The sequence below is a fragment of the Alkalihalobacillus sp. BA299 genome (assembly GCF_017745675.1).
In the GTDB taxonomy this organism is placed as follows: domain Bacteria; phylum Bacillota; class Bacilli; order Bacillales; family Bacillaceae_F; genus Alkalihalobacterium.
In genome coordinates, this window is sequence record NZ_JAFLJM010000015.1 from 1 (window position 1) to 17,023 (window position 17,023).

Consider the following 17,023-nt stretch of genomic DNA (forward strand, 5'->3'; position numbering starts at 1 on the left):
TTTTTAATTCTGCATCTTTGTCTGGACGATCTAAATGCTTTACATAGTAATAGTATGTACTACGTGGAATATCTGCCAACTTTATAAGTGCTTTCACCGAGAATTCATTCCTTAGTTCATAGACTACTTTCGCTTTGTCTTGTTTGGTGATTTTTCCTTGTTTTGAACTAAGGCATTCAACTTTTTTAAATAAGCATTCTCCATCCGTAGTTGTTCTATTTCTGCTTTTAGAGCTTCTAAAGATCCTTCTGTTGGTGCTACCTTTTTCTTCTTTTTATTATCTTCTTTCGTCATGAGTGTACGCTCCTTTTTCTTTGGTTCCAGGGCGTTCACTTCTCCTTTTTTGAAAAGGATCCTCCAAGTTCTAATCGTAGCTGGGGAGGGAATGTTAAAGATTACTGCCGTTTCATTTGGTGACGTCCCATTATCATTCATGTAATTGAGTACGTCTAGTTTAAACTGTGCTGTGTAATTTGTATAGGATTTCTTAGAAAGTCCCTCAATGCCATGATATTCAAATTGCTTAACCCAGTTCATAATCACACTTTCAGATGTCCCAATCGATCTCCCAATAGAAACAAAACTTTCTACACCCTCCAAATAGCGTGTAACTGCTGAAATTTTTTCCTCAAGGGTATATTTAGCCATAGAAAAACTGCACCTCCAATTGTTAGATAGTGTCCAACAATTGGGGTGCAGTTCAATTTATTCACATTGAACTGCAGTTCAATTCCAAGCGTTTTACTCTTATTCTGGATGAATCGTTGATAAAACAAGTAGGTTTATATATCAATATTTGTAAAAAATGCCAATATAAGTAAAAAAACGTGTTATAATGTTTTTATATTCGGAATACGAAATATATTTAGATAGTATTCCCAATGAACTAAAACAAGGAGATGGATTGAATTGACAAAGCGATTAGCTCGAACTGATGCACCAGTGGAACAAACGTGGGATTTACGTGATTTATTTTCTACTAATGAAGCGTGGGAAGCGGAGTTACATCAGCTGCCTGAAGAAATTAAAACGGTTACTCAATATAAGGGACGATTAGGTGAAGGTCCTGATGTATTACTTGCTTGTCTTAATGCTCAGGAGGAACTTTTACAACGAACGATCCGTTTCGCTACATATGCTCATTTAAATACGTCTGTAGATGGTACTAACCCTTTGTACCAAGCGAATGCAAGTCATGCTTCATCGACTGTCGCTTCGATCCATGCAGCATTATCTTTTGTGCAATCTGAAATTTTGGAGTTGCCTGAAGGTAAGATTGAAGAGTTTCTCGGTAAAGAAGAAGCACTTAGCACATATCGTAAAACATTAACTGAACTTCTAGAAACAAAACCCCACCGACTATCACCTGAAACCGAATCCGTATTAGCTTCGTTAGGTGAAGTGTTGGACGGCCCTTTTGCGATTTATTCACGAAGTAAATCTGCAGATATGCCGTTTGATCCAATCATTAATGAAAATGGAGACGAACAGCATGTCTCTCTCCCCTTATATGAAACTTTGTATGAGCAATCGTCAGATACAACTGAACGAAGAAAGGCGTACGCTTCATATACAAAGGCATTCAATCAATATAAAAACACATTTGCTACAACGTACGCAACCGAAGTTAAAAAACAAGTTGTCATGTCACGTGAACGGAACTATAAATCAGTAACAGATATGCTATTGCAACCTCAACAAGTAACATCAGAAATGTATCATAATATTTTAGATGTCATCCAAAGAGAATTAGCTCCACATATGAGACGTTTTGCAAAGCTCAAACAAAAGGTCTTGGGTCTTGATAAGATATACATGTGTGATTTAAAAGCACCACTTGATCCTGAATACAATCCGGATGTTACATACGATGAAGCAGCAAAAGAAGTGCTCGAAGCTTTAGAAGTTATGGGTCCAGAGTATATGGAAATTATGACAAAAGCGATCAATGAGCGCTGGGTTGACTACGCAGATACTGTTGGAAAACGAAGTGGAGCGTTCTGTTCAAGTCCGTATGGGGTTCATCCGTATATTTTAATGACTTGGGCAGGAAAAATGCGCTCTGCTTTTACGTTAGCACATGAATTAGGACATGCGGGTCATTTTGCGCTAGCTGGCCGGTATCAACGGTATCACAATACGCGACCTTCTTTGTATTTCATTGAAGCACCGTCTACTTTAAATGAAATGTTATTAAGTCATTCTTTATTAGCTAAATCTACTGACCCACGTAAGCGGTTAGCTGTGATCGTACAAGTGTTAGGTACGTATTATCACAACTATGTTACGCATCTGTTAGAAGGTGAAATGCAACGTCGCGTCTATGCTCATGCTGAAGCTGATAAGCCGATTACAGCCAACGTTCTATGTGATTTAAAAGGAGCAGTTCTTTCTGACTTCTGGGGAGATACGGTTGAAATAGACGAAGGGGCACGGCTTACTTGGATGCGTCAACCTCACTACTACATGGGCTTATATCCGTATACGTATGCCGCTGGATTAACGGCTTCAACAGCTGTAGCTCAAAAGATCCAAGAAGAGGGTCCAGTAACAGCTGAGCGTTGGCTCGACGTGTTAAAAGCTGGGGGAACTAAAAAGCCACTTGAATTAATGAAGCTGGCTGGAGTCGACATGTCAAGCCCAGAGCCAATTCGAAATACAGTAAAATTTATCGGGTCACTTATTGATGAATTAGAAAAAGGGTTTGAATAAAAAAGATACTAAAAGAAATATATACACTAATTACGTTTGGTGATTAGTATGGAAACATCAAATAAGGTAATGAATAGGGCTATAAATCACAATCGATTTATAGCCGTTATTTTATATTGGAAAATAACATATAGTCGATTTTACTGTTGAGTCAGTATCAATTTTTATTTACGAGTTACGCTGCTGTTTTCGTTGTATTTTTTCTAAAATACCATTTTAAAACGGTTGGAACAAACATAATGATGACCAGAATACGAGTAAGCTGCAGTGCGCTTACTATTGCTGGGTCTCCACCGACTATTGCAGCGGTTAGCACCATTTCAACAATACCACCAGGTGCCACACTTAAAACCGCTGTTGCGAAGTTAAGTGATGTAAAATGAGCGAGAACGGCACCTAATCCAAATGATGTTATGATTAGGAAAAGTGCAATACTAAAATAAACGAAACAGTACTTCCCTCCTAATTTTAAATCGGTAAAGGAAATGCTTTTACCAAGGCTAATACCAACTGCCATTTGAGCTGCAAGTAATACTAAGTTAGGTACGCTTGGGAGGGTTACAAAGCTGATGTTAATAAGTACAGTGGCAGCAAGTGGTCCAATGACGAACCCTGCTGGAATTTTATTTTGAACTAACATTCCAATAGCGATTGGAAGTATAAACCATAAATAAGACCACCTACTTGAAGCGATAACTTCTTGAACTACCTCTGTAGTTGGGATAGGGTTTTGTTCTGTCAAATAAAAGACAATCACAGTTGGAACGATAAAAAGAACCGTTAGTAGTCGGACGGTTTGAAAAATAATAACTAATGAAGGTTTTGCATTTAGTGATTCACTAGCAATGACCATTTCAGTTAAGCCACCTGGTATTGAACCGAATACACTTGTAATTTGGTCGACATTGATCCATTTCGTGACAACTGTACTTATAATAATACTTACACTAATGATTAGTATAGTGATGAGAAGGAAAGGTAAAAAATATGGTCCAATCGTAAGAAACGTTTCCGTTGTAAAATATAATCCGAAATATATACCAAGAATGCTCAATCCTGCGTTTTTAATAGGTTTTGGCCAATAGGCTTTACGTTTCGAAAACCCTTGCCAAAGCATGACAAAAGTTAACGGTCCTAACACCCACGGTAAGGGGAGGTTTGCAAGGCTAAACACGTACCCACCTAAGAAACCTAAAAAAGAGGTCTCTAACAACCGGTATAATCCTTTGTTGTTCATTATAAAGACTCCTTTAATTTTTTGGCTATAACGTAATTTTAACACATATTGATGATTTTAGCCTCTCGAAATATATTCAAAGTTGAACATTAGATTGATTTTTTAATTGATTATTAAGACAATCCGTTTCTAATTTGGATGTCATTTCCATAACATAGTATAATGCAATTAGAATTGCCTATAGGAAGAGTTGGTTTATAAATGAAATCGAAAATGGATTTGAGAATAACAAAATCTGAAATCAAAGATATGTTTTCTAATACAGTGTTTCGTAGAGGGCTAGTTTATTATAATGAAAATCGAGTAGTTGATTTATACTTTGATGCAGAGGAACAAGTATGGCATGCAACTGTAGTTGGTAGTGAGGAATACGATGTGGAAATTAGTATTAAAAAAAATAGGACAGTCATTGCCGATTGTAATTGTCCTGCTCATGCTAGTTATGGAGAATGTAAGCATAGTGTTGCCGTTTTAGTTAATTTAGCTGAACAAGGATCATTAATAGAAAGTGAAACGTTTTATCAAGAAGGACAAAAGCGGAAAATCTATAGAACAGCAAATGCCCTCATAGATTCCTTCACAAATTTACGTCCACTTGAAAAAAATGAGGTGACTTTACATACGAAGGAATTGTTGACGGTTGAATATTATTTAAAAATCCATAATTCTTATTCTTTACAAGATAAATACTTTTTTACACTTGAATTAAAGGTGGGGCCAAAAAGAGCTTATGTTGTAAAAAAGCTTGGTGAATTTTTAAAGCATATTCACGAACAAAAGTCATACTTCTTTACATCGAACTTTAGTTATGATCCATTTGATCATCAATTTGCTGCAAAGGATCAAAAAATATTAAAAATTCTTTATGACATGCATGAACAAGAACAATTGTATACGCGAATGTCATCTAATTATTGGTCTAAGACGTCAATCATAACTGACAGGGAGTTACTGATTGCTCCTTATATAGTAGATCATTTGTTTTCTACTTTTAAAGACACCAAAACGGATCTATTATATAGCAATGCACAAGGATCGTTCGAAAATGTGGCTATTCATCCTGATTTTCAGTTTCCTTCTTCAATTGAATTGTTAAAGGGAGATGAAAATGAGTTCATCATTGATTTTAGTAAACTACACGATATGTTTTATATGCAGATGTACGGGTATGTGTTCGACGAATTAAATTTATATAAACTAACAGAGGAACAGCAACTGTATATGAAAGAATTGGACGGATTTTTATCTCACCATCAATTATTGATTGCTAAAGATCAGATTGAACCGTTTGTTTCACATGTTGTTCCAAAATTAAATAAACTAACGACAATTCAAATGGATGCGACACTTAAAGATGAATTAATAAGTGTTCCGCTTCAGTCGTACGTTTATATTGATTATGATAACGAGAGAGTGATAGTAAAAGTAGAATATCATTATGGTGAAAACATCATCAATCCTTTTGAATTTAGAAACCAAAATGATCAGTTTGAAAATAAAATTATCATTCGAGATGTAGATAAAGAACAAAATGTCATGGACGTTATTGAAGGTTCATTGTTGAAAATTCATGGAAATGAATTATATGTAGACGGGGAAGCAGAGATTTACAACTTTCTTTTCCATACGCTTCCACTTTTTGAAAAGGAAGCTAATGTGTTTTTAACAAGTACAGCAAAAGCCTTGTTAGGTTTTGAACATTATGAACCAACAACATCGATCGATATTGATTCGAGTGGGAATTGGCTAGAAGTAAGCTTTAATCTTGAAGGCATTGATCAAGGGGCTGTACAGTCTATTTTACAAGCAGTTGTTGAGAAGAAACGATTTTATCGTTTACCAAATGGATCGTTCCTGTCGTTTGAAAACCAGTCGTTTCAACATATCGAGCAAATTTTTCGACAGTTGGATATTCAAAAAACACAGGTTGATGATGGTAAAGTAGAAATCCCGCTTTATCGTAGCATGCAAATTGAGCACATTATCGGACAAGATGAACAGTATAAAGCTAAATATAGTAAAGCATTTCGTAAACTCTTACAAAATTTGAAGCATCCAGACGAACTCGAGGTTCCATTACCTAACCATGTTCACGCTGAACTTCGTGATTACCAACAATTTGGGTTCCATTGGTTTAAAACATTAGCAACTTATCGTTTAGGTGGGATATTAGCTGATGATATGGGGTTAGGAAAAACATTGCAAAGTATTACGTTTCTTCTCTCAGAAAAAGAAGAAAATCGCTTACAGGCCCCTGCGCTTGTCGTTACCCCAGCCTCACTCATATATAATTGGAAGAGTGAATGTAATAAATTTGCACCTAGCTTACGAGTGATTGTTATCGATGGAACGCCGGAAGAAAGGAAACAGAAGCTTGAGGATTTAACCGAAGTGGATGTTTGTATTACTTCATATCCATTAGTCCGACAAGATTCTGAAATATATACCGAAAAAACATTTGATACGCTCGTACTAGATGAAGCTCAAGCAATAAAAAATCCACAAACGAAAACGTTCAAAGCAATTACGAAAATTCGTGCACCTAAGCGTTTTGCTCTAAGTGGAACACCGATTGAAAACTCAATCGAAGAGCTTTGGTCCATTTTTTACGTGTTACTTCCTGGTTTTTTTCCGAACAAGCAAGATTTTAGTAATTTAGAGCTAGAACACATTTCCAAAATGGTTAAACCGTTTATTTTACGACGAATGAAATCGGATGTATTAAAAGAATTACCAGATAAAATTGAAACGGTTCACATATCTGAGTTAACGAAAACGCAAAAAGAATTATATGTAGGGTATTTACAAAAGGTAAAACAAGAAACGTCAGAGATTTTACACACGGAAGGACTAAATAAAGGAAGAATTAAAATATTAGCGGCTTTGACGAGGTTGCGCCAGCTTTGTTGTCATCCGTCATTGTTTCTCGATAAGTACGAAGGCGGTTCAGGAAAACTTGAACAGCTCCTTGAATTTGTTCAAAATGCGATTGCTAATGGCAAACGAATTTTAATTTTTTCTCAATTTGCTTCTATGCTTAAAATGATTGAAGATCAAATGCAGCAAGAAGGCTATGAGTATTTTTATTTGGATGGGCAAACTCCTGGGAAGGATCGTGTCGAAATGGCAGAGCGGTTTAACAATGGGGAAAATAGCCTGTTCTTAATCTCATTAAAAGCAGGTGGAACAGGTTTAAATTTAACGGGAGCGGACACCGTTATTTTATATGACTTATGGTGGAACCCAGCTATTGAAGAACAAGCTGCTGGCAGAGCTCATCGAATTGGACAGAAAAGTGTCGTTCAAGTGATTAAAATGATTGCACAAGGTACAATTGAAGAAAAAATCTATGATATGCAACAAGCGAAGAAAGAACTCATTGAAAAGGTGATTCAACCAGGTGACACGATGCTGACAAGCTTAACAGAACAGGAGATTATGGAGTTACTTGGTTAATACTCGATTGAACGCTATAAAATTTCGTGAGGTGTAATTTATAGCTTACGAATATTCATGTAAGTAATTTGCAATCTGATTAAAGGAAACAAGGATGACTCAAAAACTAAGTGTCAGGCACCTTAATCACAAAATATAGTTGCTATAGAACATCGAGCAATCATTTTGTGTAAAAGGAAGGGGCAAAGACATTTATGAGTTACCCTTGTTTTTTTTTGTTTATTTAATGATATGGAGAAGCTAGTGATGAAGGTTTAAGTCTAGTCGAAATAAGGCATGAATGGATACCAGTTATATAAAATTATTCGGATATATACTATTTATTATTGTAATATAAAAATTTACTTTTCTGAATATAGGAAATAGCATTGTTTTAAATTGGACACTATGTAAAATAGGGATATACATTTGTGTTATTGACACGTACAAAATTGGAAGGAGATGTATTGAATGAAATTAATATTTAAATTAATCATCGGAATTATCGTCGGTATTATATTAGGGTTGATTGCCCCGGACCTAACCATTCGATTTTTAATTACTTTAAAAGTCCTGTTCGGTAGTTTTATAGGTTTTATAATCCCGTTTATTATTTTATTTTTTATTGCAAGTGGAGTAGCAGGATTAGGAAAAAGCTCGGGACGATTAGTTGGGATGACGGTTGGAACAGCGTACATTTCTACGATCTTGGCGGGGTTATTAGCTTTTATTATCGCTAGTATAATCGTTCCGCTTTTAGCACCAGAATCGGGTAATGTAACAGAGGGTACGGTAATTGAACCATTTCTTATACTAGAGTTGGCACCGATGATGGGGGTAGTAACCGCATTAGTAACTGCTTTTGTGTTTGGAATTGGTATTGCTAAAACGGAGGGAGAATGGTTAAAGAAGTTTTTTGATGAGGGAAAAACTATTATCGAGTTAGTGATCGCAAAAATTATTATTCCATTTCTCCCTGTTTATATCGCTGGTATTTTTGCTGAATTAGCAGCATCAGGAGAAGTGTTCGGTACATTAAAAGTGTTCGGTGTTGTATTAATCTTAGCCATTGTTACACATTGGGTCTGGTTAACTATTCAATATGTGGTTGCTGGTATTGTCGCTAAGAAAAACCCATTAATCTTATTAAAAAATATGCTACCGGCTTATTTTACAGGGATAGGCACGATGAGTAGTGCAGCTACGATTCCAGTTACCCTAAAATCAGTAAAGAACAACAAGGTCAAAGAAGAAATTGCAAACTTTGGTGTACCACTTTGTGCTACGATTCACTTATCGGGAAGTGTGATTACAATCGTTATGTGTGCCGTTGCAGTAATGGTATTATCACCTGATTTTATGCAACCTAATTTCGCGCAAATTTTACCTGTTGTATTCATGCTTGGATTAATAATGGTTGCAGCTCCAGGAGTACCAGGTGGAGCCATTATGGCAGCTTTAGGTGTACTCACATCGATGCTTGGATTTAATGAAGCTGCTATTGGATTAATGATTGCTCTTTATATGGCACAAGATAGTTTTGGTACAGCAACGAATGTCACTGGAGACGGGGCCATTAACGTGTTAATTGATCGATGGGCAAAGTAACTTTATAAATGATAGCTGACGAGTGTAGGTAATAAAATTTATTTCTATCTCGTTAGCTTTTTTTCATATTATCGATCATTTTGTGATTGCTCTTTTTCACCACTCAATTATTCTACACATAGCATAGAATCATGGAATAATTAGAACGGATATGAAGGAAGGGCTATCCAATGATGATTAATACAGAGGTAGTTTCAACGATTGAAAGTATTATAGAAAAGTTAAAAAAAGATCAAACATATGATGGTTCATGGAGATATTGTTTAGAAACCAATCCAGTGACAGACGTATATTTTATTATTTTATTACGCCTTTTAGAAATTGAAGAGGAAGAAGAACTGATCGAGCAACTTGTAAAGCGGATTAAAAGTATACAAGCAGGAAATGGTGCATGGAAACTTTATCATGATGGTGAAGGAGACTTAGATACAACGGTAGAAGCCTATTATGCGTTACTTTTCTCTGGTCTAAGTAACAGAGGTGATGAACACATGAAAAAGGCTGAGCAGTTTATCCGATCAAAAGGTGGGGTAGAAAAGATAACAAACTTATTTACACTGGTTTTACTTGCGATAACAGGTGAAATTCCTTGGCCGAAAAATCTCAAAATACCACCAGAGTTTATTCTCCTCCCGAACTGCTTTCCTATAAATAAATATGATTTGGTTGGCCATGCACGTATTCACTTTTTCCCGATTATGATTATGGCAAACCAAAAGTTTTCTATAAAAAATAAGTACACACCTAATATTCGTCATTTATATGTGAAAAAGAATTTTCCCAAAATGAATGCCTCATTATTTCATGTATTATTAAAATTAATAACTCTTCCAACGAAAGTAGTACCTCCTCTATCGAAGCATCTCTATAAAAAATCACTCCTTAAAGCTGAACAATATATGTTGAATCGAATCGAGCCGGATGGAACCGTATATGGCTTTGCCCCGGCAACAATATATTTGCTTTTTGCTTTGTTAGCAATCGGTTATAAAAAGCAATCACACATCATTTACCAGGCTATTTGTGGACTGAAATCACTAATATGTAACGCTCATTTACAAGTTTCAACGTCTACGGTTTGGGATACGGCTATAGCTAGTTTTAGTCTGCAAGAGGCAGATGTCAATTGTACAAATCCATTGATAACAAAAGCTAATACGTACCTAATTTCACGGCAACATGATATTCCTGGTGATTGGATCGTTCGCAATAAAAAAACTAAACCAGGCGGGTGGGCTTTCTCAGATATTAATACAATGTATCCAGATGTTGATGATACGGTTATCGTATTACGTGCGTTAAAAAGAAGTACACACATTGATCCTTTAATTACTCAGTCTTGGAATCGCGGTTTCAATTGGGTGTTATCTATGCAAAATGATGATGGTGGATGGCCGGCATTTGAAAAAAACATAGATAAATCATTCATAAAGTTTTTAGTTCCTTATGATGAAACAAAAGATTTTGCGAATGATCCTTCTACGAATGACCTAACGGGAAGAGTTCTTCAGTTCTTAGGCCATGATTGTGGAATGACTTTAAATCATCTCCGTATTAATAAAGCAGTCCGTTGGTTAAAAAAACAGCAAGAGAAAAATGGGTCGTGGTATGGGCGCTGGGGTATTTCATATATACATGGTACAAGTGCTGTTGTTTTAGGGTTAGTATCCGTCGGTGTTCCAATAGAAGACCCATCGATTAAGCGAGCATTCGAGTGGATGGTAAGTATTCAAAATAAGGATGGAGGCTGGGGAGAATCCTGTCGTAGTGATGTCAAAAAAAAATACGTCCCACTTAGATACAGTACTCCTACGCAAACAGCCTGGGCGTTAGAAATGCTAATTGAAGGCCATGATCAGCCTACACGAGACATCAATCGCGGTATTCGATATTTGATCCATTCACTTCAATCAAATGATTGGAAGACTGTTTACCCAACAGGAGGGGGAATACCTGGAAGGGTTTATTTTTACTATCATAGTTTAAATCATACGTGGGCGTTACTAACACTCGCTAAATATAAAAAGAAATATATTGAAAAGCAATAAAAAAATCATGAAATTTTCATTAATTGGTTTGATTTTCCGTATAAGAATACATTTCCCAGAGGAAAATAATTTAAGAAGTAATGCTATAGTAGGAGAATTGACACTTCTTAAACCGTATTAATATACAAAAGGCTAAATCACAGGGTGAGTATTATGAAACGGAAAAAAATAGGGAAAACTGGATCAATTTCTTCCTTAATCTCAAAAAAGAAAAGTGAGACGATCTACTACGTTGACGATAAATTAAATATTGGAGATACCTGTGTTTACGAAAGTTTGGAAAGCAATATTAGAAAAATGAATGAAGTGATGGGGAGAAGTCATGACCTCATAATGCGAGAATTACTAGTGAGTCAAAAACCTCCCATTAAAGGAGTCGTTTTTTATATCGCGGGGTTAGTTGATGAAAAGCTAGTCGGTGATTTTATTTTGAAAGCTTTAATTGAAGACCATATAAATCTGGAGGAACAAACGCTAACGTCGATGGAAGCTATACTAACCTCTATCAAAAATCAAGTACTTACGATAGCAAGCGTAAGTTCAATTAAAGATTGGAACAGGATTATCAATGCTTTACTTTCTGGAAAAACGATTCTTTTTATTGATGGAGTCAATCAAGCCATTATTGGAGGTACAAAAGGCGGAGAAAGGCGTTCAATCGAAGAACCAACTTCAGAAATAACGATTCGTGGACCGAAAGAGGGCTTTACTGAAGCCATTCAAACGAATATTTCACTTATTAGAAGGAGAATTAAAAGTCCTCACCTGCGGGTTGATATGATGCAGTTAGGGACAATTAGTCAAACGAATGTAGCGGTTGTTTATGTAGATGGTATTGTAAATGAAAAATTATTACAAGAAGTCAATGAAAGACTTGGCAGAATTGAAATTGATGAAATAACAAGTTCAGCAAATGTTGAAGAGCTAATACAGGATAGTACGTTTACAGTTTTTCCAACTATATTTAATACGGAGCGACCTGATATTGTCGCAAATACACTGTTAGAAGGAAGAGTGACTCTTGTTATCGATGGAACACCATTTGTCCTTATTGTACCGACAGGGTTTTCCCAATTCTTTAAAGCCGCAGAGGATTATTATCAACGATATGACTTATCAACACTCGTACGTATTTTAAGATATTTGGCCTTTAGTGCAGCTATGCTCGGTCCATCGATCTATATTGCTTTAATTACGTTTCATCAAGATTTAATTCCAACAACACTCGTTATTAGTTTAGCTGCTCAAAGAGAAGGTATTCCATTTCCAGCCTTAATTGAAGCACTCATTATGGAGATTACCTTTGAAGTTTTACGTGAAGCTGGAGTTCGAATGCCGCGTGCAATTGGACAAGCGGTATCAATCGTTGGGGCACTTGTAATTGGTCAAGCGGCTGTTCAAGCAGGTATTGTGTCAGCGGCTATGGTCATCGTTGTTGCCGGAACAGCGATCGCAAGTTTTACGACTCCTGCCTATAGTCTAGCCGTAGCTGGACGTATTTTAAGATTTGTTATGATGATACTAGCGGCAACGATGGGGTTGTACGGAATTATGCTAGGCCTTATTATTCTTGTTGCACATCTGAGTAGTTTAAGGTCGTTTGGCGTTCCATATTTAGCTCCGTTTGCACCATTAATTCTAGAAGATCAAAAGGACGGATTATTTCGTTTCCCACTATGGGCTAGAAGAAAACGCCCTCGACTAGTTAGTCAAAATAGAACAGTCCGAATGAAAGAAGGATTACGACCATCTCCTTCGAATGGAAAAGGTGATTCTAATGAAATCTAAATGGTATCTTTTATTAGGTTTTATAATCACATTCTTATTTTTATCAGGTTGTTGGAATGCAAAAGAACTAACGGAAATGTCACTTGTCTCTGCTGTAGGTATTGATAAAACGAAGGAAGAATATCGTGTATCATTTCAAATTATTAATGCTGGAGAAGTGGCGACAGGACAAGAAGGCGGGCAACGAAATGCAGCAACAACGATCGTTTATTCTTCAACTGGCAATACCATATTTGAAGCCATTCGAAAAACAACTCAAAAAGTGCCAAGGAAACTTTATTTCCCACACACAAATCTGATCGTAATAAGCGAGCAGTTTGCAAAAGAAGAAGGGATTGAAAAAGTGATTGACTGGTTTGAACGTGATCATGAGTTTAGGACAAATATTCAAGTGATCATTGCACGGGAAACAAAAGCAGAAGAAATATTAAAAATACAATCTCCAGTTGAACGAATATCAGCAAAAAAAATTACAACTGAACTTGAAACAACTGAAAAGGTTTGGGGAGAAAACCTCGTCATGGAAATCGATGATATTATTCAAGCGCTTATAAGTAAGGGAAAAGAAGTAGCGATGAGTGGCGTTAGAATTAGAGGTGATAAAAATTTTGGTGCAAAGGTTGAAAGTTTACAACAGTCATATCCTGCGGCTACTTTAGAAGTTAGTGGAACCGCAATCTTTAAAGATGGAAAATTGATCAGGTGGGTTGAAAATAAAGAGGCAAGAGGAACAAGCTGGATATTAGATAACATCCAAAGTACGATTGTTAACCTAGATTGTGACGGGCAAAAAGATGCGATAGCCATTGAAGTGATCCGTTCAAATACAAAAATTAATTCTTTGATTAAAAACGGTAAACCGACCATTCAAGTCATAATCAATGAGGAAGGAAATATCGGTGAAGCTAATTGTTCGTACGATTTTGAACAGCATAAAAATATTACTGAGTTGGAAAAACAACTAGAAGAGGAAATTAAAAGTGAAGCAATGAGGGCAATAGCGATTGCACAACAAGAAAAATCGGATTTTTTGGGGTTTGGAAATGTCATCCAAAGACAACATCCAAAACGTTGGAAAGAATATGAGAGTGAATGGCCAGATCTATTTTCAACGCTTGAAGTAGATGTTCAAGTTCACGCTTTTATTCGTAGAACAGGGATGCGATTTAATTCTTTTAGTGAGTAATTTTTTGATAGAAATGATAAGGAAAGGAGGTCCTCAGTGGAACAAGCAAAAATGAATGCATTTCAGATGTTTTCACTAATGGTTCTTTTTGAGTTGGGAAGCGCAATTGTTATAGCTATCGGCATAGATGCAAAGCAAGGAGCTTGGCTTGCGATTTTACTGAGTTTAAGTGCAGGCATGATGATGTTTTATGTTTATTTTTATTTATATAAACAATACCCAGATCAACCATTAACAGGATACCTTCAGCACATTTTAGGAAAATATATTGGGGGTCTGGTAGGAGTTCTCTACATGTTGTACTTTTTTTATATCGCAGCAAGAGTTTTACGTGACTTTGGGGACCTTCTGTTATCATCTACACTTGCTGAAACTCCTTTATTTGTTATTAATTTACTGATGATCTGTACGATCATGTATGTCATATATCTTGGCATTGAAGTATTAGCAAGGACAGGCGAATTTTATATATTATTATTACTATTACTCGGTTTTGTTGCGAATTTACTCATTCTTTTTTCTGGAATTATCGATGTAAAAAATTTACTTCCTATCTTAGGGGAAGGGTGGAAACCTATCATTCAAACTGCTTTTCCTGTCGGCTTTACTTTTCCATTTGGAGAAATTGTTGTTTTTTCGATGCTACTCCCTTATTTAAATAAACCAAAATCAGCTCTTAGAGTAGGTCTTACAGCGTTAGTTGTGAGCGGACTGACAATCGCGTTTAATACATCCTTAAACATAGCTGTACTCGGTGTAGATATTGCAAGCAGAACAACCTTTCCTCTCCTTACATCCGTTGGAAAAATTAGAGTGGGTGAATTTTTAGAGCGCTTGGATGCATTGGTCGTTATCACGCTAGTTATTGGAATGTTTTTTAAAATTGCTATCTTTATGTATGCGGGAATAATTGGCATTACAAAATTATTTAATGTCAATAACCATCAACATTTAGTCTTTCCTATAGGGATTATTATTTTGTTTAGCTCCCTTTCCATTGCGAGTAATTTTTCTGAGCATCTAGAGGAGGGTTTAAATATTGTCCCATATTATTTGCATTTACCTTTTCAAATTTATATTCCTTTATTGCTGTTTTTACTAACGCTAATACGAAAGAAGTTTTTAAAGCATAACTAATTTTTCTTTTTAGTAAAAAGTTTAAAATAATATTTTATTGGAATGGCAACTGAAATCATGATTAATATGACTAATATAGATAGTTCTCCAACATCCATCACCCAAAATGGATTACGAACATTGTTTATACTTTTGCTAAAAGGGATTCCTACAAATAGATCAATGAAAATAAGAAAAGCAGCCATTATGATTGAAAAGAAAACGAAAATCAAAATGATTTTAGTCATATCAGAAAACCTCAATTTTATGGATTTTTTGAACGATTAGTCATGAACCACTTTCCAATTATGATTGATAGTAGCTTCAACAACTTTTCTTTCTAAAATATAATTAGCGAGCAGTTCGGAAACATCAATTGGGATGTCTTGGACCACTTCTTTATTTTGAAACATCACATAGTCACCGCCTCCTCCAGCACGATAATTATTCATCACAACCTGATATTCCTTTGTAGGTTCAACCGGTTTTCCATTATAAAGAAGCAGAACAACTCTTTTTCCAAAAGGGCGAGATATATTGATCTCGTATTCAATGCCTTCCCACATATCGTAGTTATAGTGCTGTGGCTTAGGCGTTGTAAATTCTGGGTTTACTTTAATTTCTTTGCCGTTGAAATCGTCAAAGTAAGAAGCTGAACGTTCAAGAGCGTCTTTTATATCTTTTCCTGTAATTTTCAAAACCTTTAATGTGTTTGGGTAGATATAATTTGAGACAATATCCCTCATTGTCACTTTTGAATGTAAGCCAGGTGCTTCATCTGAAAATAAGGCGGTGTTTGATATATCTACTTTCGAAACGTCCATTTGTACTTTATTGATAAATTCAATTAGAGCATTATCCTTAGTACGAATTTCCATCGGATTACGAATTAACATATCTCCTTTAATTTGGCCTATCGGTTGATCTAGCCACTTTTGTGTTTTTTCTTCAAATATTTGTGTTAGTTGGAGTATTTTAGGGTCAGCTTTTGTTTTTTCATCGACTTTTATGATTTGAGCTGATTTTTCTAAAATCTGCCACTTGTCTCTTTGTTTTTCTAATATAATGTTAACTTTGCCTAATGCTTGCCCCTTATCACCAGGCTGAAGGATGGTGATATTATTGACTTCTCCTGTAAGGAAACGGTGCTGGTGTCCTGTTAAAAGCACATCAATTCCTTCAACCTCTTGACACAACTGATACCCTTGATTTTCACCTGTGAGGTGTTCAGTAACTTCTCCCGTAGTAAGGTTACGTTCAAACCCACCATGATAAGACACAATTAATACATCTACTTTTTCCTTTCTTCGTAAAAACGGCACCCATTTTTGTGCTGTTTGAATAACGCTCTCGAAGGACAAATCTTTAATATGATTTGGGTTTTCCCAATTGGGGATGTAGCTTGTTGTTAAACCTAATATGCCAACTTTTAAATCATGATCAAAATGCCTAATGGTATAGGGTTTGCCGTAATAGGGTTCTTTCGTTCCTTTATTTAAAATATTAGCGGAAATCCATGGGAATTGAGAATCACGAATCGATTTTTGTAAAATTTCCTGACCGTAATTAAATTCATGATTTCCAAGGACTGCTGCATCATATCCCATAGCGTTTAAAACAGAAATAACGGGATTTGTACCTTCACTATTAACTCGAGCATAGTAGTAGGTAAGCGGTGTTCCTTGAATGACATCACCGTTATCTATAAGAATTGTGTGTGATATGTTTTTGGCTTTTTGTTGTTTTATTAGCGTAGATAGTTTGGCTAATCCGAGAATTGCAGGCTCATTATTACCATAATTGATAGGAAGAATATGACCGTGTACATCGCTTGTTTCAAGAATAGAGAGGGTTACTTTTTCTGACATTAAGCTTCTTCCTTTCATAACTATT

General features: G+C 35.9%; 10 protein-coding genes and 1 pseudogene. 7 read left to right on the top strand and 4 right to left on the bottom strand.

Going from position 1 to position 17,023, the window contains the following annotated elements:
• Positions 1 to 648: pseudogene (locus J0N78_RS18150) on the bottom strand (transposase); the annotation flags it as partial.
• A 261-nt stretch (positions 649 to 909) separates the two neighbouring features.
• On the opposite strand from J0N78_RS18150, the gene pepF reads away from it, so the two are divergent.
• Positions 910 to 2,712: an oligoendopeptidase F gene (gene pepF / locus J0N78_RS18155; RefSeq protein WP_209124521.1), complete on the top strand. Its 1,803-nt coding sequence runs from the start codon at positions 910 to 912 to the stop codon at positions 2,710 to 2,712.
• Between the two features lie 175 nt (positions 2,713 to 2,887).
• Here the strand turns inward: pepF and J0N78_RS18160 are convergent, their stop codons facing one another.
• On the bottom strand, positions 2,888 to 3,949 hold the full coding sequence (locus J0N78_RS18160) for an AbrB family transcriptional regulator (protein ID WP_209124522.1): 1,062 nt from the start codon (positions 3,947 to 3,949) through the stop codon (positions 2,888 to 2,890).
• 201 nt (positions 3,950 to 4,150) lie between these two features.
• Here J0N78_RS18160 and J0N78_RS18165 point away from each other — a divergent pair, with 201 nt between their 5' ends.
• The 6 genes from J0N78_RS18165 (at position 4,151) to J0N78_RS18190 (ending at position 15,151) form a co-directional block, all read left to right on the top strand.
• Complete coding sequence (locus tag J0N78_RS18165) at positions 4,151 to 7,405, top strand: DEAD/DEAH box helicase (RefSeq protein WP_247747414.1); 3,255 nt, start codon at positions 4,151 to 4,153, stop codon at positions 7,403 to 7,405.
• A 450-nt stretch (positions 7,406 to 7,855) separates the two neighbouring features.
• On the top strand, positions 7,856 to 8,992 hold the full coding sequence (locus J0N78_RS18170; protein ID WP_209124523.1) for a dicarboxylate/amino acid:cation symporter: 1,137 nt from the start codon (positions 7,856 to 7,858) through the stop codon (positions 8,990 to 8,992).
• A 170-nt stretch (positions 8,993 to 9,162) separates the two neighbouring features.
• Positions 9,163 to 11,040, top strand: coding sequence for a squalene--hopene cyclase (gene shc / locus J0N78_RS18175; protein ID WP_247747415.1), 1,878 nt, complete (start codon positions 9,163 to 9,165; stop codon positions 11,038 to 11,040).
• 153 nt (positions 11,041 to 11,193) lie between these two features.
• Positions 11,194 to 12,828: a spore germination protein gene (locus tag J0N78_RS18180; RefSeq protein WP_247747416.1), complete on the top strand. Its 1,635-nt coding sequence runs from the start codon at positions 11,194 to 11,196 to the stop codon at positions 12,826 to 12,828.
• Positions 12,818 to 14,014, top strand: coding sequence for a Ger(x)C family spore germination protein (locus tag J0N78_RS18185; protein WP_209124524.1), 1,197 nt, complete (start codon positions 12,818 to 12,820; stop codon positions 14,012 to 14,014). Before J0N78_RS18180 ends, J0N78_RS18185 begins: the two co-directional genes overlap by 11 nt.
• A 36-nt stretch (positions 14,015 to 14,050) precedes the next feature.
• Positions 14,051 to 15,151 (top strand): GerAB/ArcD/ProY family transporter, encoded by a 1,101-nt coding sequence (locus J0N78_RS18190; RefSeq protein WP_209124525.1) that lies wholly within the window; start codon positions 14,051 to 14,053, stop codon positions 15,149 to 15,151.
• On the opposite strand, the gene J0N78_RS18195 is transcribed toward J0N78_RS18190, so the two are convergent.
• Positions 15,148 to 15,378, bottom strand: a complete 231-nt coding sequence (locus tag J0N78_RS18195) for a YczF family membrane protein (protein WP_209124526.1) — start codon at positions 15,376 to 15,378, stop codon at positions 15,148 to 15,150. The genes J0N78_RS18190 and J0N78_RS18195 overlap by 4 nt on opposite strands.
• A 36-nt stretch (positions 15,379 to 15,414) precedes the next feature.
• The gene (locus J0N78_RS18200; RefSeq protein WP_374193930.1) at positions 15,415 to 17,016 is read right to left on the bottom strand and encodes a bifunctional metallophosphatase/5'-nucleotidase; all 1,602 of its coding nucleotides are present in this window, start codon (positions 17,014 to 17,016) and stop codon (positions 15,415 to 15,417) included.
• Positions 17,017 to 17,023: the final 7 nt, after the last annotated feature.

Coding starts and splice junctions, on each gene's coding strand:
- J0N78_RS18160 (WP_209124522.1), bottom strand. CDS start 3,949: ATGAACAACAAAGGATTATACCGGTTGTTAGAGACCTCTTTTTTAGGT.
- shc (WP_247747415.1), top strand. CDS start 9,163: ATGATGATTAATACAGAGGTAGTTTCAACGATTGAAAGTATTATAGAA.
- J0N78_RS18195 (WP_209124526.1), bottom strand. CDS start 15,378: ATGACTAAAATCATTTTGATTTTCGTTTTCTTTTCAATCATAATGGCT.
- J0N78_RS18170 (WP_209124523.1), top strand. CDS start 7,856: ATGAAATTAATATTTAAATTAATCATCGGAATTATCGTCGGTATTATA.
- J0N78_RS18185 (WP_209124524.1), top strand. CDS start 12,818: ATGAAATCTAAATGGTATCTTTTATTAGGTTTTATAATCACATTCTTA.
- J0N78_RS18200 (WP_374193930.1), bottom strand. CDS start 17,016: ATGAAAGGAAGAAGCTTAATGTCAGAAAAAGTAACCCTCTCTATTCTT.
- J0N78_RS18180 (WP_247747416.1), top strand. CDS start 11,194: ATGAAACGGAAAAAAATAGGGAAAACTGGATCAATTTCTTCCTTAATC.
- J0N78_RS18165 (WP_247747414.1), top strand. CDS start 4,151: ATGAAATCGAAAATGGATTTGAGAATAACAAAATCTGAAATCAAAGAT.